Genomic DNA, 21,123 nt, shown 5'->3' with positions numbered 1-21,123 from the left:
CGCGGCGCAGGGATGAAATATACGCGCCCCCGGGGCCGCCCGCAAGGGGGCGGGGGCGTCTCCACGGGACGCACACAACTCGGGAGGGCGGGAGGCTGTGGGAGGGGCGGGTACGGTCTCTGCCGCGTCACATATCATCCCGCCTTTCCCCTGCTCAGAGCGTCGCTAGGCGATTGTCCGCCAGAGAGCTGTCGACATTTAGCATCGCCCAACGTCCCTCTATAAGAAAGATGGGGTCCGGCGATACCGGAACCCCATCTGTTCAGATCTATATGTTGTTGCGCGGCTTTCTACGCAACGCGCCGCCAGGACTAGGCGAGCTCGATCTTGTCGCAACCCATATAGGGGCGCAGGACCTCAGGAACCGTAACGGAGCCATCGGCGTTCTGGTAGTTCTCCAGAATGGCAGCCATGGTGCGGCCGGCAGGCAGGCCGGAGCCGTTGAGCGTGTGAACGTAACGCGTGCCCTTGAAGTTCTCGGGGTCGCGATACTTGATGTTGGCGCGACGGGCCTGGAAGTCACCACAGTTGGAGCAAGAGGAGATCTCCTTGTAGGCGTTATAGCTCGGCAGCCAAACCTCGATGTCATACGTCTGACGAGCGGAGAAGCCCAGGTCGCCCGTGCAGAGGCTAATCACGCGGTACGGAAGGCCCAGCTGCTGAAGCAGGTACTCGGCCTCGGCAGTCATGCTCTCGAGCTCGGCGTCAGACTCCTCCGGCTTGGCGAACTTCACCATCTCGACCTTGTCGAACTCGTGCTGGCGAATGATGCCGCGCGTGTCTCGACCGGCGGAGCCAGCCTCCTCGCGGAAGCACGGGGTAAAGGCGGTATACCAGAGGGGCAGCTGAGCGGCATCGAGGATCTCGCCCGCATGGAGGTTAGTCAGGACGACCTCGGCCGTCGGGATCAGGAAGTTGTCGCCAGAAACGTGATAGGCGTCGTCCTCGAACTTGGGGAGCTGGCCGGTGCCAAACATCGTCTGACGCTTAACCACGATGGGCGGCCACCACTCCTTGAATCCACGGGCGGTGTGAGTGTCCACGAAGAAGTTGATGAGGGCGCGCTCGAGGCGGGCGCCGGCGCCACCGAGAACAGTGAAGCGGCTACCAGAGAGCTTGTTGCCGCGATCGAAATCCATAATGCCAAGGTCGGTGCCAAGGTCCCAGTGGGCCTTGAACTCAAAGCCCTCGGCCTCAAAGTCGCGCGGGGTGCCCCAGCGACGACGCTCGGGGTTCTCGGACTCGTCGACGCCAACGGGCGTGGCCTCGCACGGAATGTTGGGGAGGTGGGCCATGAAGTCATACTGCTCCTGCTCGAGCTCGGTACGACGGGCGGCAAGGCCCTCGATCTTCTCATTGACCTCGCGGACGGCTTCCTTGGCAGCCTCGGCCTCGTCCTTCTTGCCCTCCTTCATGAGGACACCGATCTTCTTGGACTCAGCGTTGCGGGTGGCCTGAAGGTCTTCGACCTCGCCGATGACGGCACGACGCTCATCGTCGAGCTCGAAGAACTTCTCACGGTCCCAGGAGGTCTGACGATTTGCCATCGCGGTATCGATGGCATCGGGATTCTCGCGAACGAACTTCATGTCGAGCATGGCTGCTCCCTTTCGTTTTAGCGCGGGCCACGCCCGCGGGTCATTCAGCAGCCAAGTATATACTTATGGGCAAATTTGGCTCTAGATGAGGCTCGCGCGCAGGCGAGAGCCCTCCACGACACTCCTCCTCGCGGTTAACGAGGCGAAAGGCGGCACCCATGAACACGATTGCTAGCTTCGTCGATTGGCTTTTTGGTACGCGCGCGGGCGTCCTCGCCCTTATCGGGATCATCCTTGTTGGTTTCCTGATCGCGGCAATCATCCTCGAGCACAAGACGCGCGAGACGTATGACCAGTACGAAGACGAAGAGGACGACGAGAACGGATGGTCGTTCTTCGACGACGATAACAAGTAGGCTCGCAGCGCCGAAGGCCCAAGCCGTCGGGTAGGCCCTGCGGCAAGTGTGACAGTTGGGTTGATCCTGCGGCAAGCGCGACATATTGAAAGAAAAAGGCCCCGGTTTCCCGGGGCCTCCTCATTAACATGGTGCGGGCGAAAGGACTTGAACCTTCATGGGGTTGCCCCCATACGGACCTGAACCGTACGCGTCTGCCAATTCCGCCACGCCCGCAGATGCAGGGTAGATAGTAACCCATGCCATCTCAATTGTGCAAGAACTTTTTTGTACCTCTTCGCTCGTGCTGCTAGAATTACCCCAATCAACGCACCGGCACACGCAGCTGAAACGAGGACAAACGCCGTGCAGACACCCGCCCCCAAACAACAGGGATGGGCCGTTGCCACCAACCAGGCGCAGCCTGAGACCGATCAGCCATTGCTGCTCGGGCGCTATCGCACCGTCGAAACTCGAGGCACGGGTGGATTTGGCGAGGTCCGCGTCTGCTGGGACACGCGCCTCGACCGCAAAGTCGCTATCAAGTGCATTCCCCTCGAAACCGCGCCCGGCATGGGTGCCTCCACGCTCTCAGAGGCCCTCTCGGAGGCACGCATTACCTCGCGCCTAACGGATCAGAACATCGTCACCGTCCACGACTTCGAGGTACGCGGAGGAACCGCGTACCTCATCATGGAATTCGTTGACGGCATGACCCTGGCCGAGCTCATGTCGCGTGTCGAGGGCGGCGTTCTCACTTATGACGAGTGCGCGCACCTGCTCTCGAGCCTCGCCTCAGCGCTCGACCACGCGCACGCCGAGGGTGTCCTACACCTTGATATCAAGCCATCGAACGTCTTTATAGACGCGCAGGGAAACGTCAAGCTCGGTGACTTTGGCATGGCGAGCCTTGCGAGCGCCGCGGGTTGGGAAGGCGCTCGAGGAGGCACGGTTGGCTATATGCCCCCAGAGCAGCTCACGGGAGACTACGTCGACGAGCGCACGGACGTCTTCGCCCTCGCCTGCGTCTGCTACCAAGCGTTGACCGGTTCATGCCCGTTTCTCGCCAAGGATGCGGACGCATCGCTCAGGAGAATCGAAAAGGGAGCGAGGCCGCTAGCCAAGGTGGAGCCAGAACTCGCAGGACCCGTAAGCGACCAAATCGCGGAAGCCCTCAGCGCGGACCCTGGCAGGCGCCCGTCTACGGCAGGCGAGCTTGCCCGCGCAGTTCTCCCCTATCTCGGGGACGAGGCAGAGGGTCGCGCGTCCGTGGCCGACCTCCTCGCGCAGGCAAGGGACGAAACCGGCCCTGCTGACGAGGTGTGGAACGCTGCGATGCGCGTGGGCATCGCAGAGCGTTACCCGTGGCTACCGAATGCGACCTCCCGCGTCGTTTGCGCCGCCGTTTCGGGCGCCGTCTGCCTTCGCTGCATTCCGGCGATAGCGCGCCTCATCGGGCTCAACATTGAGTCGATGCCACTGGCCGCGGCATCGACACTTGTTCCGGCTGCGTTCTCGGCGGCATTGCCCGCAGCCGGAGGGACGTTCACCACGCTCGTCTACGTGATAACGCTTGTGACCCCCGGCGCATACTCCCCGGCATTCCTCATCGCAGCGCTAGCCGGCGCGGCGCTCTATCTCTGGCAGACGCACGTAAGCCCCGCAAGCAGGCTTTCGCACGCCGCGCTGCTTCTAGGCTGCGCCACTGGATCCCCGGTGGGAAGCGCCGCCCTTGCCGGCGCGTGCCTGTCACCGCTCCCGGCAGCTGCGACCTCGGCCCTCGGAGGAGTCCTCGCCATGTTCTTGACGTCAGCGCTTGCTTCAAGCGACGGGGCGTCGTTCGCCTCGGCGGTTGGTAGAACGGTCACGAGCGGCAGCTCGTGGCTCATGGCAGTTGGCTGCGCCGGTGCCTCTCTGGCCTGCGCTCTCATTTCGAAGCGGCGCTCCAACGCGGCGTGCGCTGCCGCCCAAGTGACCTGCTGCGCCATCCTCATAGCGACCCTCGTCTTCTCTGCCAGAGTGGAGAATGGTGGGTTATGGACCACGCCGTCCATTTGCGACATCGCAGTTGCGCTAGTCTGTCTAATACTTATGAGCATTTCAATCATGACCCTGGGCCCTGTGTCCGACACCTGGGAGGATGAGTGACGTGAACTTTCTGAACGTCTTCGAGCAGCGCGTGGGTAGCCTCTTTGGCGCCACCACGCAGGGCGTCACCGCCCCCTTCTCCTTCAAGAAGCTTGCCAAGAAGGCCGCGCGCGAGATGGAGGCGGAGACCTTCGTCATCAACGGCGTTGACACCGCGCCGGCTCTCTACACTATCCTCATCTCCAGCGAGGACGACATCACGATGCGTCCGCTTTACGCACAGCTCACCAAGGAAACCTCCCAGTTCATCGAGGGGCAGGCACAGGGCAAGGGCTACGTCTTCGTTGGCAAGCCCGTCGTTCGCTTTATGGCGGATCCCTCTCTCAAGAGCGGCCGCTTCTCCGTCTTCGCCGAAAACGTCGATGCCGGCACCCTCAACCGTCTTCGCGAGGAGGAGGCCCGCTTCCTTGGCGCGGACTCTTCCCTTGATGGCGGCCTCGGCGGGGCCGCAAGCTCGCGCGCCCAGACACCCGGGATGCGTCCCATCCCCCAGCCCCAGCCTCAGGCGGCACCCCTCTCCAACATGGAGAGCGGCCTCGACGTAATGCCGCAGGAGGCGGTTCTCGAGGCGGAGGACGCCTTCTTCGCCCAGGGCCGTGCTGCGCGTCAGTATCAGAACGTGCCCCTCGTGGGCAGCCGTGCTTCCCAGGCGCCGACACCCATGGCTCCCGTCGCCGCGCCTGCCCCCGTCGCCGCAGCCACCCCGGCATCCGCGGCTTCCGCCGTTCCCGCGGCAGCTGCCGGCTTCGCCGCAGGCGCAGCCGCCCGGGCCATCCCCGGCGCCGCCGCCCCGCATCAGGCATACGCTGCTCCGCAGCCCGCACCCCAGACGGTCCGCGTGGCACCGGCGGCTCCCGCACCCGCAGCCAACCCCGCAGCGTGCCTGCTCATCGATCGCAAGTCTGGCCGCACCTTCACGGCGAGCGCGCCGCGCACTGTCATCGGCCGCGAGCGTTCCGCGGGCGGCATCGTGATTCACGACCCCAATGTCTCTCGCTCGCACGCAGAGCTTTCCTTTGACGGCCAGACTTGGCGCATTCGCGACCTCAACTCGACCAATGGCACGCTCGTAAACGACGTGGACATCGACGAGTGCTCGCTTCGCGACGGCGACCTGATCACTCTGGGTCTCACGAACCTCGAGTTCAGGGAGAACTAATATGATCGACCTCGTCCTGTTCATGGGGCGCATTGCCCTCGTCGTGGTTCTCTACCTGTTCCTGTTCGTCGTTATGAAAACGGGAATCGGCCTCGTCAGGGGCCAGCGCAAGGACCCGGCAATCTGGTGTGTCGACGTGGACAAGGGCCCGCGCCAGCTTCGCGGCCTCCACGTAGACATGCTCGGCCCCGTCGTCATCGGTCGATCGCCCTCGAGCGACATCGTCATCGCCGAGCCAATCGTCTCCTCCACCCACGCCCGCTTCACCCTGCAGGGGCCCGCACTCGTACTCGAAGACCTTCACTCCACAAACGGCACGCTTGTGAACGGCCGCCTCATCCTCGATCCCGTCACCCTGCGTGACGGCGACGAAGTGCAGGTTGGAGACGTGGTCATGAGGGTGAGCCGTCGATGAGCTCCGCTCTCGGACACAATAATCCCCTGGGCTCGACGGGCCCCTTGCCCCTCGTTGGCCACATCGGCCATGGCGGGCCCCATCTTCGCGCGCATCGCCGTCACGATACCCATGACCCACACGCGCCGGCATTCGACCTCGACTCTCGTCCCGGTGCGGGCCTCGAAATGGGTGCCGATACACGCCTTTCCTGGGCGGGGCGCACGGACGTGGGCCTCGTACGCGGCCACAACGAAGACTCCTACCTCGTAAGGAATCCGCTCTTTGGCGTTTGCGATGGCATGGGTGGACACGCCGCGGGCGAAGTCGCAAGTTCCATCGCGGTTCGCACCATCGCCAGCCATGCCCCGGAACACGCTGATGACACACTGCTTGGCGCCGCCATCGAGGCAGCGAACGAAGCCGTCATCCAGGGGGCAGCGAACGGCGAGGGCAAGCCTGGCATGGGATGCACCGCAACCTGCTGCATCATCGAGGGCACCAAGATGGCCATCGCGCACGTGGGCGACTCGCGCATCTACCTCCTGCGCGCCGGCACCCTCGTGCGCCTCACGCATGACCACTCGTACGTCGAGGAACTCGTCGACGCTGGAGAGATTACGGCGGACGAAGCTCGCGTACACCCCTCGCGCTCCATCATCACTCGAGCTCTCGGCTCCGACCCAGACATGTACGCGGATCACTTCTCACTCGATATCGAGCGCGGGGACCGCATCATCCTCTGCTCCGACGGCCTCTCCTCCATGATTCCCGACGCCCAAATCGAGCTTCTCTCCGTTTCTTCGGCGACGCCCATCGACTGCACGGACCAGCTCGTCGCTGCCGCGCTTGAAGCCGGTGGCCATGACAACGTGTCCGTCATCGTCGTCGATGTCGTAAGTGACGGGCGCGAGGAGGCTCGCCGTCTGGCGCGGCGCCGGGCAGTACTTGGTTGGCTCGCGGTGTTGCTGGGGCTCGCCGTCGTTCTGTCCATCGCGCTCGGGTTTTTTATCCGCTCCTCTTGGTATATCGGCGCAGACGGCGGGCGAGTGGGTATTTACCAGGGCATCCATAGCAGCGCCTTCGGGATTCCGCTCTCGAGTCTCGAGGAGAGTACCCAGGTGAGCATCGCCGACCTCCCCGAGTCGACCCAGCACCAGCTCGCTGCTGGCATCCCAGTTGCTAGTAGAGACGACGCGCTAACCACGGTCCAGGCCTACCAGACCCAGATTGAAGAAGCGCGCGCCAAGGCTCAAAAGGCCGCGGACGACGCGCAATCTGACAGTACGGACGGCGCAGTTGGAAGCACCCTCGGGGCATCCGGCCCAGAAGCTGCGGAAACCGGAGCAGATGTAGTGACCACAGGTGCCGAAGGAGGCGCGTAGCATGACCAAACAGATTGGCGGTTCTCGCCGCGCCACCGAGCTCCTCCTGCTTATTGCCGGAGCCGTGCCGGTGCTCCTGCTCTATTCCATGTATGTCATGAACACGGGAGCGCAGCTTTCGCTCGAGACGCTCTCGGTGCCCATCGGCCTCATCGTCGCCTTCGTGGCGGCACATATCGCCATACGCCTGCTTGCCCCGGGAGCTGACCCAGCAATACTGCCCCTCGTCTTCATCCTCTCGGGCATTGGCATCACGTTTGTCACGCGCCTTGCGCCCGAGGACGCCATGGGACAGGTCGTGTGGCTGTTCGTCTCCGTCGCGGCCATGGTGGCGACGCTCATACTCATCCCCAACCTCGACAGGCTTGCGGATTATAAGTTCACGCTCGGTCTCACCGGCGTGGCGCTCCTGCTCATGCCGGCTATCTTCGGTACGGAGATCTATGGCTCGAAGCTCTGGATACGCATCGGCGGCTTCTCGTTCCAGCCAGGCGAGATCGCGAAGATCCTCATCGTCCTGTTCCTTGCCGCCTATCTCTCCGAGAACCGCGAGTTGCTGTCAGCGTCCTCGCACAAGGTGGGCCCGTTCACGCTGCCGCGCCTGCGCATGCTCACCCCGATGCTCGTCATGTGGGGCATGTGCCTGGTCGTCGTCGTCTTCGAGCGCGACCTTGGCAGCGCTGTGCTGTTCTTCACCCTCTTCGTTGTCATGCTCTATGTCGCGACCGGTCGCATTGGCTATGTCCTCGTCAGCCTGGCACTGCTCGCCATCGGCGGAGCTCTCTCTTATAAGTTCTTCTCGCACGTCCGCGTGCGCTTCCAGATCTGGCTCGATCCCTTCGCAGACCCATCCGGCTCTGGACTCCAAATCGTTCAATCCATCTACTCGCTTGCTGACGGAGGCCTCGTCGGCTCCGGCATTGGCAAGGGCATGCCCACGCTCATCCCCGTGGTGAAGAGCGACTTCATCTTCTCCGCCGTCGCGGAGGAAATGGGTCTTCTCGGCGGTGCCGCCGTGCTGCTCCTCTTTATGCTTCTCGCGGTACGCGGCCTCACCACCGCGGCGCGTGCGAAGAGCGACATGAGTGCGTTCACCGCGGTTGGCCTCACGACGGCTCTCTCCTTCCAGGCGTTCCTCATCGTTGGAGGCGTCACGAAGCTTCTGCCCCTCACGGGCGTGACCCTGCCGTTCATGAGCCAGGGCGGCTCGAGCCTGCTCTCAAGCTTCATCGTCATCGGCCTGCTTCTGCGCGCCGGCGACGAGGGCACGGGGCGCACGGCACTGCCCTCTGGCGACGGCACGAGTGCAAGCCCCTCCCCGCTCCTGGCGCCCGGATCTACTGGCGGCGCTCCGGTCGTGCAGGGCAAGCACGCGCGGGCACACTTCGGCCTCGGCACCTCTGAGGGCGGAGTTCTGGGGCGTGTTGCACTTGGCAACCGACTGACCCTACTCGTGACCTTCTTCACGTTGCTATTCGCGGCCCTTATCGCGAACCTGACCTATATCCAGGTAATAAAGGCAAGCTATTACCAGCAGCTGCCCAACAACAACCACACGATTGCGAGAAGTGCCTACGTGCAGCGCGGCGCCATCCTCACCTCAGACGGCGTGACGCTCGCAGAGTCCCTCAAGCAGGCAGACGGCACCTATGTGCGCACGTATCCGCAGGGCAGCCTCGCCGCCCATACCGTTGGATACGTTTCGACCCAGTACGGCGCCACAGGCATCGAAGCGTCGATGAACGACTCCCTCACCGGTCACGCAGATTACTCCAACTGGCAGAATGCCCTGTATTCGCTCGCGGGCGTGAACCAACCTGGCAACTCCGTCGTTGTCACCATCAACTCTCAGATTCAACAAGCAGCTGAGGAGGCCCTCGAGGGGCACGTCGGCTCAATCGTCGTGCTCGACCCCACCACGGGCGCCGTCCTCGCAAAGGCATCCTCGCCCACGTTCTCCTACAACGACATCTCGACCATTCTCTCGACCGGAGACAGTAGCGGCGAGCTCGTCGACCGCAGCTGCGCTTCACTGTACACGCCCGGATCCACGTTCAAGGTCGTGACCCTTTCCGCCGCCCTCGACTCTGGCGCGGCGACTCTCGACAGTTCGATCGACGCACCCGCGCGCATCAACATCGGGGGCGCCGATGTCACGAACGTCTCCGACGAGGACTTCGGCACGACCACGCTTCGCAACGCCTTCACGCACAGCTCGAACACAGCGTTTGGCCAGCTAGCCGTCCACGTTGGAGCAAGCACCCTCGTCGATTACGCGAAGGCCTTCGGCTACGGCACGACGCTGGGCCAGGACTTCCACGTTACGGCATCGCTCATGCCAGACGCGTCCGAGATGACGGAGTGGGAGACCGCATGGGCGGGCGCCGGCCAGCCCGTCGGCCAGCATTCGAGCCCGGCTGGCCCCCAGACCACGGTGATGCAGAACGCCGTCGTGGCCGCTGCCATCGCCAACAACGGCGTTGTCATGAGCCCGTATCTGGTCGATCACGTGCTCTCACCCGAAGGCGTCACCATCACCACGACCAAACCCCGAAGTCTCGGGCAGGCCGTGACGGCAGAGACCGCACAGCAGGTCAAGGAGGCAATGCTCGACGTCGTCCAGAACGGCACGGGCGTAGCGGCCCAGGTCTACGGCGCGCGCGTGGCCGGCAAGACGGGCACCGCTGAGGTCGCAGGCGGTCAGATCAACTCCACCTTCATTGGATTCGCGCCCTATGACAACCCGACGCTCGCCATTTCGATATGCGTCGAGGGCTCTGACGATGACAACGTGAGCGGCCTTGCGGCAAGGCTTGCCGGCCAAGTCCTCTCCAAGTCGCTCAACGCGCAGGCGCAAGGATCAAGCTGATGGACGACTAACACTAACGAGTACGCCCTCCGGGCGTCATTGATGGCATGATGGATACGAGCGCCAACGGGCGCAGAGGTTTGATGGGAGCACACATGGCAGACAAGCTACTCGGCGGACGCTATGCCGTCCAGGACAGGATTGGCATCGGAGGCATGGCGACCGTCTATCGCGGTCTCGATCAGGTGCTCGGTCGCACCGTCGCCATCAAGATGATGCTGCCGCAGTACGCAACAGATCCGTCCTTCGCTGCGCGCTTCAAGCAGGAGGCTCAGGCTGCCGCGGCACTCCAGAGCCCCTACATCGTGGGCGTCTATGACTGGGGCAAGGATGGCGACACGTACTACATCGTCATGGAGTACCTGCGCGGCACGGACCTCAAGACCGGCATCCGCAACCATGGAGCCCTCGACTGCCGCAAGGTCGCCCAGATTGGCTCGCAGATCTGCCAGGCCCTCTCCGAGGCCCACAGGCACGACATCATCCACCGTGACATCAAGCCGCAGAACATCATGGTGCAGCCCAACGGCAACATCAAGGTGATGGACTTCGGCATCGCTCGCGCCAAGAACAGCCACCTCACGGCTGATAATTCCGTGCTTGGCACCGCTCACTACGTCTCGCCCGAGCAAACGCAGGGCAAGGAGCTTGGCCCCACCTCTGACCTCTACTCCCTCGGCATCGTCATGTATGAAGCCGCGACGGGACGAGTTCCTTTCGACGGCGACGACGCCATCTCCGTTGCTCTCAAGCAGGTCAACGAGCAGCCCATTCCTCCCAGCCAAGTCAATCCCAACGTCGATGCAACGCTCGAGGGCATCATCCTCAAGTGCATGCGCAAGAACCCCGCGGAGCGCTTCCAGACCGCTGACGAACTGCGTCGCGTCCTGAATGACTACCTTGCCGGCCGCATCGTCAACCTTGGCGAGGCCACGTCCCTCATCTCCGCCGGCCCGACTCAGGCCATGAATCGCCCGCAGGCTGGAGGCCGCACGCAGGCCATGCCTCGCGCCGCCGTTGGAATGTCCCCCGCGACCACCGGCCGCATTTCCACCGCCCAAACGAATCTTTCCGGCATGCAGGTGCCGGAGGAGAAGCCCAAGAGCAAGGGCAAGGTCGCCGCGATCGTCATTGGAGTCATTGCCGCGATCGCCATCATCGCCGGTGTCGCGATGAGCGTCTTTGGTGGCAATTCCTCTGTGAAGGCAATGCCCAACCTCGAAGGCATGACGGTGGATGAGGCCACGGCGAAGCTCGCCGAGTACGGCGATGGTTGGTTTATCGTGAGCACGTCCGAGCAGTACGACGACAACATCGAGGAAGGCAAGCTCGTGAGCCAGGACCCGGCTCGCAATACCCAGTGCGAGAAGGGCACGAAGGTCAAGCTTGTCTTCTCCAAGGGCAAGGAGCCCGCGGCGACCGTCAAGGTTCCTGACCTTAAGAACCTGACGCCCGCGCAGGCAGAGGAGGCACTTGCCGCCGTCAATCTCAAGGGTGCCGTAGGCGACTCCGTCGAGTCGACCGTTGTCGAGAGCGGAAAGGTCGCCACCCAGGACCAGCAGGCCGGGAGTGACGCCAAGGAGGGTGACACCATCACCTACCACATCTCCACGGGCGTGGGCAGTGCAGACGCTGGCAACCACGCTGGCTGGAGCAAGTCGAGCGCCATCTCTGACCTGAACTCTGCCGGCTTCACCAACATCGACACGAGCAACAGCCAGTACAGCGACGAGGTCGAGGCCGGCTGCGTCATCTCGCAGAGCCCCACCGGCAAGCAGGGCAAGGATACCCAGATCACCCTCATCATCTCGAAGGGCCCGAGGCCTTCGAACGGTGGCAACGCTGGCGGAAACACTGGCACCTCCGGTGGCGGATCTGAGACCCCCGGCACCGACAGCTCGGCCGATTCGACCCAGAGCAACAACTAGGCTCGACCACATAGCCCGATAGCACGGCGCCCGGCGTTCCAAGCGAACGCCGGGCGCCTTTCTTTGTAGCGAAGCAACTCGATGCCCCTCCGTGGCAAAGGTAAGCAAACAGGCCAGGGACACGATGCCCCTGGCCTGTTGAATGTCTGGTGCCCCCGGGCCGATTCGAACGGCCGACACCCGCTTTAGGAGAGCGGTGCTCTATCCCCTGAGCTACGAAGGCAGACTATGTCCCGCCATAGGCGGCGCTCGCACTAATACGAACGGGAGAATATTCTACAGCTCTCGGGCCCTTCGGTCTATCGAGCTGAAGAGGAACACAAACTACTTGCCAGACTTCTTCTCGGCGCGACGCTTTTCCTCGGCCTCGTAGATTTCCTCCATGAGGGCGTGACGCTTCTTGTCGCTCATGCTGGAGATCTTGTGCTCGGCGGTCCTGCGGAGCGGACGAATCATCTTAAACTCCCACACGATCGTCGTGATGATGAACGCATAGGCGAGGAAGAGGAACACGACGGAGGCAATACCGCCGATAGTGCCGAGCTTGAAGATGTTCTCACCAGCGGGCGAGTCGATATAGCCGCAGGCGAACGAGAGGGCGACGCACACGACGCCGATGGCCATGAAGATCCACCACGTGCGACGATACTTCCTGTACAGCGGGTCGAGCTTCATGACGGAGTCGACGAGACCCTCGACGAAGCGCTCCTCTTCGCGCTCGGCGTTACGCTGGGCCTTCTTCTCCTCCTTCGTCATACCGACGGTGGAGGTGGAGCCATCGAGGTTCTTGTGCTGCTTCACGACGCGCACGGAACCGGCAGCCTCACGAGCGGGCTTGGCGGAGCTGGGCGACTTGCGGGCCATGCCAGCAGAAGCGGGCTTCTCGGCCTCGGCGTCGGCGGCACCGGTGCCGATCTTGGACATGTTGCGCTGGTTGAACGGACTACGCTGAGACATTGCTCTCCTTCATGGGGACGAACTTTTCGCCGGTGATAATCTCGTAGGCCTCCTGGTAACGCTCGGAGGCACCGGCGACAACCTCGGCAGGCAGGTACGGCGGCTCGCCGGTCATATCCCAATTGGCACGGAGCCAATCACGGACGTACTGCTTGTCGAAGCTGGGCTGAACCTTACCGGCCTCATAACCCTCCGCGGGCCAGAAACGGCTGGAGTCGGGCGTGAGGCACTCGTCGATAATCGAGAACTCGCCGTCAATGAAGCCAAACTCGAACTTCGTGTCGGCAATGATGATGCCACGGGTGGCGGCATACGCGGAGGCGGCGTTGTAGATGGCAAGCGTGGCATCACGAAGCTTGTTGGCGGTATCCTCGCCCACGATCTCGACGCAACGCTCAAACGAGATGTTCTCATCGTGGTCACCAATCTCGGCCTTGGTCGAGGGGGTGAAGATGGGCTCGGGGAGCTTGGAGGCCTCGACGAGACCCTCAGGCAGCTTGATGCCGCAAACCGTGCCGTTCTCGTCATAGGTCTTCTTGCCAGAACCGGTGAGGTAACCGCGGACGATGCTCTCGACGGGAATCGTCGTGGCCTTCTTCACGAGCATGGATCGGCCAAGGAGGTAATCGGAGTACTGCGCGAACTCCTCCGGATAGTCCGCCGGATCCATCGAGATGATGTGGTTGGGCACGATGTCCGCAAACTTGTTGAACCAGAAAGCGGAGATGCGCGTGAGAATCTCGCCCTTGAAGGGAATCTCATCCGGGAGGATGAAGTCATATGCGCTGATACGGTCGCTCGCGACCATCAGCAGGGAGTCCCCGCAATCATAAATGTCGCGAACCTTGCCCTGCGAATCCGGACGAATACCCATGGTCGCCATGAAGCACCGCTTCCTCTCGTAAGAGTTACCGCATTTATCAAACTAATCCATTGTAGAGGAATAGCAGGTGCGCGGCCACATCAAAGCGGGCCTTATAGGCAGTTCCGCGGAGCGGGAAACCGTGGGCCGAGCATCGAACCGGCAAGCTGGACACCCATACAACGACAACAAGCCAGGGCGAAATAGAACGAGCCGCACAACGCCCCGCATGCCCGATTACCCGCACGGAACTAGCCAACCACGGCGCCCAGCGCGCACGATTTACTCGGTCATGCCCTTGTTGGCGTCCTGCTGGTGCCCACGCTCCTGCTCGCGCGGGATATGGAGGACGAACGTCGTACCCTTGCCAAGCTCAGACTCGACGCTGATGTAACCGTGATGGCGATCGACGATCTCCTTCGTAACGGAGAGGCCGACGCCGAGGCCACCGCTCGCGCGCTCACGGCTCGCGTCCGAGCGCCAGAAGCGGCTGAAGACGCGGGCAAGGTCCTCCTTGGCGATGCCGATGCCGGTGTCAGAAACGGCAATCTTGAGGTCTCGACCCTCCTGCCCAACGTTCACGACAACCCACCCATTCTCGGGCGTGTAACGCAGCGCGTTCGACATCAGGTTGATAAGAGCCTGGCGAATCATGTCTCGATCGCACTCGCAATAGAGCTCGCCGCGAGGTGCGTTCGCGTCGAAACGCAGACGCAGGCCGCGATCATTGAAGAGCTGCTCTTGAGACTCGACCACGGAGCGAACGAGGCCGACCATCTCCGTGCGCTCGGGCCTGAAGGGCGTAGTGCCATTCTCGATGCGCGACAGCGTAAGCATCGCGGAAACCAGACGCGAGAGACGGCGGACCTCAGAGGCGACGGTCTCGAGATGCTCCTCATCAGACGGAAGGACGCCGTCCTGCATGGCCTCGACCGTGGCGAGCATCGCCATGAGGGGCGTACGCAGCTCGTGGGCGACATCACTCGTTAAGCGATGCTCAAGCTTAAGATCGCGCTCGAGGGTCGTCGCCATATCGTCGAAGGTCTCGCCCAGCTGACCAATCTCGTCATCGCCGACGATTCCCGTGCGGGCGGTCAGGTCACCGGAGCGAATCTGGGCAGCCGTCGACGTAATCGACTTTACGGGCTTGGCGAGCTTGCGAGATACAAGGACGCCCATGAGGCAGGCGAGGATCACGGCGACAACACTCGCCGTGACGACGGCCTTATAGGAGTTGGTGCGGAAGGCGGCGTCACCCTTGGTGAGCAGGGCGTCAGACCCGAAGGCCCAGAGACGGACCGTGCCAATCACGGAACCATCCTCGAGCTTTACCTCACGCATAACGACAGACTCGGCGTCAGTGGGCGCAAGCGAAACGGCATTGCTGCGTGCTGGCGCGGGCGCGGAAACGGCGGCAGCCTCTTCCTCAACAGAGCCAGCAGCGTCAGCGGTGGCATCAGGTGTTACCGCCGTCTCGTAACTACTGCCCGCCCAGGTATCGTCATAGACAACTTTGCCATCAGCATCGAGGACCTGCACGCCGATTTCGCTTGAAATGGACGACGCCTGCACAATGCGATCGACCGCGCTGCCAGAAAGACCGGTCGCGGAATCGTAGTCCTCAGCAAGGCCATCGGCGATGACGGCGGCATAGCGATCCATGTTTGAGCGCGTGTAGTGCATGAACTGGGCTTCCCAATTCACGCCGAGAACGGCGACGAGTATCACGGCCGTCATGGCCGCAATACTCGCAAACATGAGCGTCATACGCGCTCGATATGACATGTGCCGCGACTTGCGATTCGACAGCGTCTTCCACGACGCACGAGCGGAATCGCTCGTGCGCAGGGATTCGGGGATATCATCCTCGCGAGACGCATCCTGACGGATGCGCTTGCCTATGACGAACTTGGCGGGAACCACTGCTTACCGGCTATTTCTCGTCCTTGGCGGCGGGCTCGGGAGCATCGAAGCGGTAACCCACGCCGTGGACGGTATAGAGCCAGGTAGGGTTGCGCGGATCGTCGCCGAGCTTGGCGCGAAGGTTCTTGACGTGAGAGTCGATGGTGCGCTCGTAGCCCTCGAAATCATAGCCGAGGACCTTTTCCACGAGCTCCATGCGGCTATAGACCTGGCCCGGATAGCGGGCGAGCGTCACGAGAAGCTTGAACTCAGAAGCCGTGAGGTCGACTTCCTTGCCACGGACGGTCACCTTGTGGGCAGAGATGTTGATTACCAGGTCACCGTAATCGAGGACCTCGACCGTGGGCTCGTTCTCCGTGCGGGCACGACGAAGAAGGGCGCGCACGCGGGCGACGAGCTCGCGCGGCGAGAAGGGCTTGACGAGATAGTCATCAGCACCGAGCTCGAGACCGATGATGCGGTCCTCGACCTGGTCCTTCGCCGTGACCATGATGATGGGCACATCAGACTGGTCGCGAATGGCACGGCAGACTCGCTCGCCCGAGAGCTTGGGGAGCATGAGGTCAAGAACGACGAGGTCAAAACCGTGCTTCTCGAACTCCTCAACGGCAGTTTGGCCGTCGCCCACGGCGCGGACCCAATAGCCCTCGCGCTCGAAATAGGCCGCGACGGCCTCGCGGATGTTCTTCTCATCCTCGACAAGCAGGATCTTTTTCGTATCTGAAGCCATGAAGGCCTCCCATCAGCTGTTTGGTGCCCTGGAGGCATAGGCGCTCCAGGCATTCCTGGGTTCAGTCTACCCCACAAGAGGGTTTTAGCACACATCGAGTCGGCGGCAGGCGGGTAGGCGAGCCAGACCGGCAGCAACGGATGCCGTGCTTCCAAGCCTACAGGGTCCAAGCCCTCACGTTCACCGAGCTGGGATAACCGGTGTCCTCGTCCTTGACGGTGGCGAAGGTCACGAAGGTCGAAGTTGTGCCCATACTTGCCGGATAATCACCAAAGTCGAGGCATCGGTTGGGGGCCACGAGCGTGGCATACGTCTGGGCGTTCGTATCCACGATAAGGTGCGAGGCGCGAACTTTCACAAGGTAGACGCCACCCTTGCCCGCGACCACGGATACCGGTTCGCGCGGAAGTGCGATGAACGGGCCATCTCCCGAACCGATATACGTGCCCATCGAACCAAGCAGGCCGGTGCTACCGCCATAGTTCTTCTCAATGGAGAAGACGAACTGTCCCCCCATGTAGACGGCCGAGAGCGGCGTGACGGAGGCGGGCAGGACAAGCTGCGCCACCTGGTTAGACAGGTTGCTCTCGAGCGAATAGGCGGTGATGCCGTAATAGCGCCCCTCGTTCACGCGGACACGCGGGACAAGAACGACGTTGCCATCGGAGACCGATGGAGCGCAACCGAAGCGACCTTGCGAGCGGACGACCTCGTCGGCAGAGCTCGCGCCAGCTTGCCAGACGTAGCAGGAGGAGGGCTCCGACGTGTTGCTTCCGCCTGTTGAAGGCATGACGAGCCAGATCACGCTCTTTCCCGAGCAACACACGAGCGGAGGGTCGTAGTTTGCGTCCGCCTGCCAAAGGGCCGAGGCGGTACCAAGACCACCATCCGTAAGGGAGGCCGCGAAGAGCTTCCAGTCATGAGTGACGACGTCGAACTCGATCCAGGCGTACACGGAGTCCGAGCACTGCGCGTCATAAATGACGTAATTGCCGCCAGCGGTCGCCGCTGACAGGAACACCGTATTGGCGCCACTTGCAATCGAGAACGCACCTGCGGAGGTCATGGCAGCAGGTGAGGTGCCCGGCATGACATAGGGCTTCCATGATCCCTCCGAGGGACGAAGCACACAGCCGAGGGGGAGATTCCAGGAGCCAGCCTCCGCAAGCGACGCGGTGCCCGCGCCCTCACTAGCCTCCTGGTATTTTCCCTCAATGTCACCAGACCCCAAAACGTACGTGGCGGTCCCAGACTCCACGACAATAGGATCGTTCTCATCGGTAGTGTCGGAACCCTTGCAGGACGAGAGCACCGAAATCGCCGCCGCACCGGCAGCGGTTGCAGCGGCCCCGCGGAGAAAGCCGCGACGGGATATGTTCTTGGGCAGGATGGACAAGATGGTCCCCTACGCCTCTCGGGCAGCCTTAGACGCCTCGTGCAGACCAATCGTGAGCTGATCGGCACAGGAGGTCTTGCGCGGACCACAGGTATTACCAGCAAGGATGTTGGAGATCTCCTCGACCGGATGACCGGCAACGAGCTTGGAGATGGCCTTGAGGTTGCCGTTGCAGCCACCCTCGAAAGAAACCTGCTCGATGGTGGAGCCGTCATCGGAAAGAGCGATGTGAATCATGCGGGAGCAGACGCCCTTCGGGCGGAAGTCGTAGGTGAACATGTTTCCCTCCATGTTTCGTCAATTTCTATCAATAGCCCTCCCGCCAGTATCCCCACTGACGGGAGGGTTCACGCGCGAGAATTTCGCAGAGGCCGAGCTTACTCGAAGGAGAGCTGCTCGAGGCGGTCGAACACAACGTTGATACGAGTCAGGAAGTCCCACGGATCGAAGATCTCGTCAAGCTTCTCGTCGCTGACGGTGCAACGCGGGTCAGCCTCGAGGCGCTCCTTGAAGGTCGGGCCAGAGACGCAGTCCTGAACCTCATGCCAGGTAGCCATGGCGTTCTCCTGGACAATGGCGTAGGCCTCCTCGCGGGTGATGCCCGTGTCGACGAGGGCGAGCAGCACCTTGGAGGAGAAGATCAGGCCGCGGGTCTTGTTGAGGTTGGCCATCATGCGAGCCGGATAGAGCTGCAGGCCGTCAATCACGCGAATGAGGCACTGGAACATATGGTCGAGTGCGATGAAGGAGTCGGCCTGGGCAACGCGCTCCGCAGAGGAGTGCGAGATGTCGCGCTCGTGCCAGAGGGCGACGTTGTCGAAGGCGACCTGGGCGTTGGACTTGACGATGCGCGAGAGGCCGCAGACCTTCTCCATGGTGATGGGGTTGCGCTTGTGCGGCATGGCGGAGGAACCCTTCTGGCCCTTGCGGAACGGCTCCTCGGCCTCGAGGGTGTCGGTCTTCTGGAGGTTGCGGACCTCGGTCGCGATGCGCTCGCAGGTGGCAGCCGTGGTGGCAAGGACGCCAGCGAGGTAAGCGTGGTGGTCACGGGAGATGACCTGCGTGGACAGCGGGTCATGAACGAGGCCGAGGTGCTCGCAGACGTACTCCTCGACGAACGGGTCGATGCTGGAATAGGTGCCCACAGCACCGGAGATGGCGCCAAAGGCGACGTTCTTGCGCGCGTCGACGAGACGGTCGAGGTCGCGCTTGAGCTCCCAGGCCCAGGAGCCGAACTTCATGCCGAAGGTCATGGGCTCGGCGTGGATGCCGTGGGTGCGGCCGGCGCAGAGGGTGTCGCGCTCCTCGAAGGCACGACGCTTGCAGATCTCGCCAAGCTTGCGCACGTCCTCGATGATGAGATCGCAGGCCTGGGTGAGCTGGTAGCAGAGGGCGGTGTCGCCGAGGTCAGAGCTGGTCATGCCGTAGTGGACCCAACGGCTGGGCTTGGGAGCGTCAGCCGGGACGTCGGCGTCGATGTACTCCTTCATGTTGGTGAGGAAGGCGATGACGTCGTGGCGGGTGACCTCCTCGATCTCGTCGACCTTGGCCTTCTCGAAGTTGGCGTGGTCGCGGATCCAGGCGGCCTCGTCCTTGGTGATGCCAATCTTGCCAAGCTCGGCCTGGGCCTCGCAGGCGAGGACCTCGATCTCCTGCCAGATGGCGTACTTGTTCTCGAGCGAGAAGATGTGGCCCATCTCAGGACGGGTATAACGGTCGATCATGCGGCTCCTCCAAGGGTTTGGCCTGCGTCGCGACGCGCGACGAATCTGCACAACTATTTGATTCTACCGCGCGAAGGGCACATGCCGCCAACTGCGCAAAAGAAAGCAGGCTGGAGCACCCGAGCACTCCAGCCTGCGACTCTGTCTTGGTGCGCCGTCAGGGGATCGAACCCTGGGCCTTGGGATTAAAAGTCCCCTGCTCTACCAACTGAGCTAACGGCGCGTCTGCATGATTCTAGCTGATACAGCGGACACATGATGAGCTGACGGCGCGTCCTCGCGGAAACTGGTCAACCATCGCCCCGAACTCGCTACTCCCAGCTCCACTGGCCGTGGTCAAAGATGGGAACCTCTTCGCCATCAGCGGTGATGCCGAAGATGTTGAGGTCATCAGCACCAATCATGAAGTCGACGTGGGTGGCGGAGTCATTCACGCCAGCCGCGAGCAGAGACTCCTTGTCCATGTTGACGCCGTTCTCATAGCAATCCGGGAAGCCCATGCCCAGAGCGAGATGGCAGCTGGCGTTCTCGTCATAGAGCGTGTTATAGAAGAGCAGGCCACTCTGGCGAATGGGCGTGTTCTTCGAGATGAGCGCGCACTCGCCCAGGTGGTGGGACCCCTCGTCCGTCTCGATGATGTGGCGCAGGACCTCCTCACCCTGCTCGGCACCAAACTCGACCACACGGCCAGCCTCGAACCTGAGCCAGAAATCGCGGATGACGGAGCCGTTGTGAACGAGCGGAAGCGCGGAGTGGACGATACCGTCCGCACGGTTGCGGTCAGGAGAGGTAAAGACTTCCTCGGTGGGCATGTTGGGGAAGAACCTCACACCATCCTTCGTCTTGGCAGAACCGCCCTCCCAAACATGACGGGCAGGCAGGCCAACGGTGAAGTTCGTGCCGTTCTCCGAGACATAGCGAAGCGCGTCGAAGTGAGCCTCGTTCAGGTGACGCTTGTTCTTGACGAGGGTGGCGTCGTGAGTCTCCCAGGCGCTCTCCGGGTCCTCGTCGACGATGCGGACGGTCTCGAGGATCGCCTCCCAAAGACGCAGCATGGACTCCGCGGGAGAAAGGCTCGGGAAGATCTTGTGCGCCCAGGCGCTGACCGGAACACCGCCGATGCACCAGGAGTTCTCGCCAAAGTCGAGGCCGTGGCGATACTCCGTGCACTGACGATGCGACGCGGCGGAGCGGGCGGCCGGCTTCGCGGGATCGACCTCAAGGAGAGCATCCGGATCCTCGCCATCAAGCCAGAGGAACGCCGCACCCTCGCGAGCAAGCGAATTCATCTGCTCGACCTTCCAGGAGGGGAGCTTCTTGAACCGCTCGAGCGGGCAGTTATCGTACTCGAGGCGCGACAGCTCGTCATCGCCCCAGATGACGGTGACGTGGCCAGCGCCCATCTCATACGCGGTAGCGACGACGAGGCGGACGAAGTCCGCGGCCTCGACAGGAGCGGAAACGACAAGCTCCTGATCAGGCTGGATGTTCACGCCATTGCGCACGAGGAGCTGGGCGTAGAGGCGCTGACGGGGCTCAAGGCGCTTCATGGAGAGCGCGCATTCGGCGTCGCTCATGGGGATGTCGCTCATGGAATTCCTTTCGACTTGGCGCGTGGAGACACGCGAATGCTGTGTACCCAACCACGCGTCTTGTGATGTACCCAACGGCTGCCGTCTCAAACCGGCACGAAAAAGGCCCGACGCGCGTGCGCC

Annotated in this window: 16 protein-coding genes and 3 tRNA genes; 7 read left to right on the top strand and 12 right to left on the bottom strand. The window is 62.5% G+C overall.

Going from position 1 to position 21,123, the window contains the following annotated elements; genetic code table 11:
• Window positions 1-311: 311 nt before the first annotated feature.
• On the bottom strand, window positions 312-1,598 hold the full coding sequence (gene serS / locus Q0H23_RS06615; protein WP_293836839.1) for a serine--tRNA ligase: 1,287 nt from the start codon (window positions 1,596-1,598) through the stop codon (window positions 312-314).
• A gap of 158 nt (window positions 1,599-1,756) precedes the next feature.
• On the opposite strand from serS, the gene Q0H23_RS06610 reads away from it, so the two are divergent.
• Window positions 1,757-1,954 (top strand): DUF6724 family protein, encoded by a 198-nt coding sequence (locus Q0H23_RS06610; protein WP_293814939.1) that lies wholly within the window; start codon window positions 1,757-1,759, stop codon window positions 1,952-1,954.
• Window positions 1,955-2,083: 129 nt separating this feature from the next.
• Here the strand turns inward: Q0H23_RS06610 and Q0H23_RS06605 are convergent.
• Window positions 2,084-2,170: transfer RNA gene (locus Q0H23_RS06605), tRNA-Leu, on the bottom strand.
• Between the two features lie 129 nt (window positions 2,171-2,299).
• On the opposite strand from Q0H23_RS06605, the gene Q0H23_RS06600 reads away from it, so the two are divergent.
• From Q0H23_RS06600 to pknB, 6 genes are all read left to right on the top strand, one after another.
• Window positions 2,300-4,081 (top strand): serine/threonine-protein kinase, encoded by a 1,782-nt coding sequence (locus Q0H23_RS06600; RefSeq protein ID WP_293836837.1) that lies wholly within the window; start codon window positions 2,300-2,302, stop codon window positions 4,079-4,081.
• A complete protein-coding gene (locus Q0H23_RS06595; protein ID WP_366509949.1) occupies window positions 4,074-5,240 on the top strand; it encodes a DUF3662 and FHA domain-containing protein in 1,167 nt (388 codons plus the stop codon). The genes Q0H23_RS06600 and Q0H23_RS06595 overlap by 8 nt, the downstream gene beginning before the upstream one ends.
• A gap of 1 nt (window position 5,241) precedes the next feature.
• Window positions 5,242-5,655, top strand: a complete 414-nt coding sequence (locus tag Q0H23_RS06590; RefSeq protein WP_293814934.1) for an FHA domain-containing protein — start codon at window positions 5,242-5,244, stop codon at window positions 5,653-5,655.
• Window positions 5,652-7,019 (top strand): Stp1/IreP family PP2C-type Ser/Thr phosphatase, encoded by a 1,368-nt coding sequence (locus Q0H23_RS06585; RefSeq protein WP_293836833.1) that lies wholly within the window; start codon window positions 5,652-5,654, stop codon window positions 7,017-7,019. The genes Q0H23_RS06590 and Q0H23_RS06585 overlap by 4 nt, the downstream gene beginning before the upstream one ends.
• A gap of 1 nt (window position 7,020) precedes the next feature.
• On the top strand, window positions 7,021-9,888 hold the full coding sequence (locus tag Q0H23_RS06580; protein WP_293836831.1) for an FtsW/RodA/SpoVE family cell cycle protein: 2,868 nt from the start codon (window positions 7,021-7,023) through the stop codon (window positions 9,886-9,888).
• A gap of 95 nt (window positions 9,889-9,983) precedes the next feature.
• The gene (gene pknB, locus Q0H23_RS06575; RefSeq protein ID WP_293836829.1) at window positions 9,984-11,816 is read left to right on the top strand and encodes a Stk1 family PASTA domain-containing Ser/Thr kinase; all 1,833 of its coding nucleotides are present in this window, start codon (window positions 9,984-9,986) and stop codon (window positions 11,814-11,816) included.
• Between the two features lie 147 nt (window positions 11,817-11,963).
• On the opposite strand, the gene Q0H23_RS06570 is transcribed toward pknB, so the two are convergent.
• The 10 genes from Q0H23_RS06570 to Q0H23_RS06525 form a co-directional block, all read right to left on the bottom strand.
• Window positions 11,964-12,039: transfer RNA gene (locus tag Q0H23_RS06570), tRNA-Arg, on the bottom strand.
• A gap of 101 nt (window positions 12,040-12,140) precedes the next feature.
• Complete coding sequence (locus tag Q0H23_RS06565) at window positions 12,141-12,773, bottom strand: hypothetical protein (RefSeq protein ID WP_293836827.1); 633 nt, start codon at window positions 12,771-12,773, stop codon at window positions 12,141-12,143.
• Window positions 12,760-13,656: a phosphoribosylaminoimidazolesuccinocarboxamide synthase gene (locus Q0H23_RS06560; protein WP_293836825.1), complete on the bottom strand. Its 897-nt coding sequence runs from the start codon at window positions 13,654-13,656 to the stop codon at window positions 12,760-12,762. Before Q0H23_RS06560 ends, Q0H23_RS06565 begins: the two co-directional genes overlap by 14 nt.
• A 261-nt stretch (window positions 13,657-13,917) precedes the next feature.
• The gene (locus tag Q0H23_RS06555) at window positions 13,918-15,402 is read right to left on the bottom strand and encodes a HAMP domain-containing sensor histidine kinase (RefSeq protein WP_293836823.1); all 1,485 of its coding nucleotides are present in this window, start codon (window positions 15,400-15,402) and stop codon (window positions 13,918-13,920) included.
• A 166-nt stretch (window positions 15,403-15,568) separates the two neighbouring features.
• Window positions 15,569-16,288: a response regulator transcription factor gene (locus Q0H23_RS06550; RefSeq protein WP_293814923.1), complete on the bottom strand. Its 720-nt coding sequence runs from the start codon at window positions 16,286-16,288 to the stop codon at window positions 15,569-15,571.
• A gap of 157 nt (window positions 16,289-16,445) precedes the next feature.
• Complete coding sequence (locus tag Q0H23_RS06545; protein WP_293836821.1) at window positions 16,446-17,684, bottom strand: twin-arginine translocation signal domain-containing protein; 1,239 nt, start codon at window positions 17,682-17,684, stop codon at window positions 16,446-16,448.
• 9 nt (window positions 17,685-17,693) lie between these two features.
• Window positions 17,694-17,963, bottom strand: coding sequence for a TIGR03905 family TSCPD domain-containing protein (locus Q0H23_RS06540; RefSeq protein ID WP_293814920.1), 270 nt, complete (start codon window positions 17,961-17,963; stop codon window positions 17,694-17,696).
• A gap of 98 nt (window positions 17,964-18,061) precedes the next feature.
• Window positions 18,062-19,408, bottom strand: a complete 1,347-nt coding sequence (gene purB / locus Q0H23_RS06535) for an adenylosuccinate lyase (RefSeq protein ID WP_293814918.1) — start codon at window positions 19,406-19,408, stop codon at window positions 18,062-18,064.
• A 147-nt stretch (window positions 19,409-19,555) separates the two neighbouring features.
• A tRNA-Lys gene (locus Q0H23_RS06530) sits at window positions 19,556-19,631 on the bottom strand.
• 88 nt (window positions 19,632-19,719) lie between these two features.
• Window positions 19,720-21,000, bottom strand: coding sequence for an aminopeptidase (locus tag Q0H23_RS06525; RefSeq protein WP_293814917.1), 1,281 nt, complete (start codon window positions 20,998-21,000; stop codon window positions 19,720-19,722).
• Window positions 21,001-21,123 lie beyond the last annotated feature (123 nt).

The organism is uncultured Parolsenella sp. (genome assembly GCF_934660935.1).
Classification (GTDB): domain Bacteria; phylum Actinomycetota; class Coriobacteriia; order Coriobacteriales; family Atopobiaceae; genus Parolsenella.
Note: the sequence above shows the minus strand (reverse complement) of the source record. Positions and strands in the feature narration are given on the sequence as shown.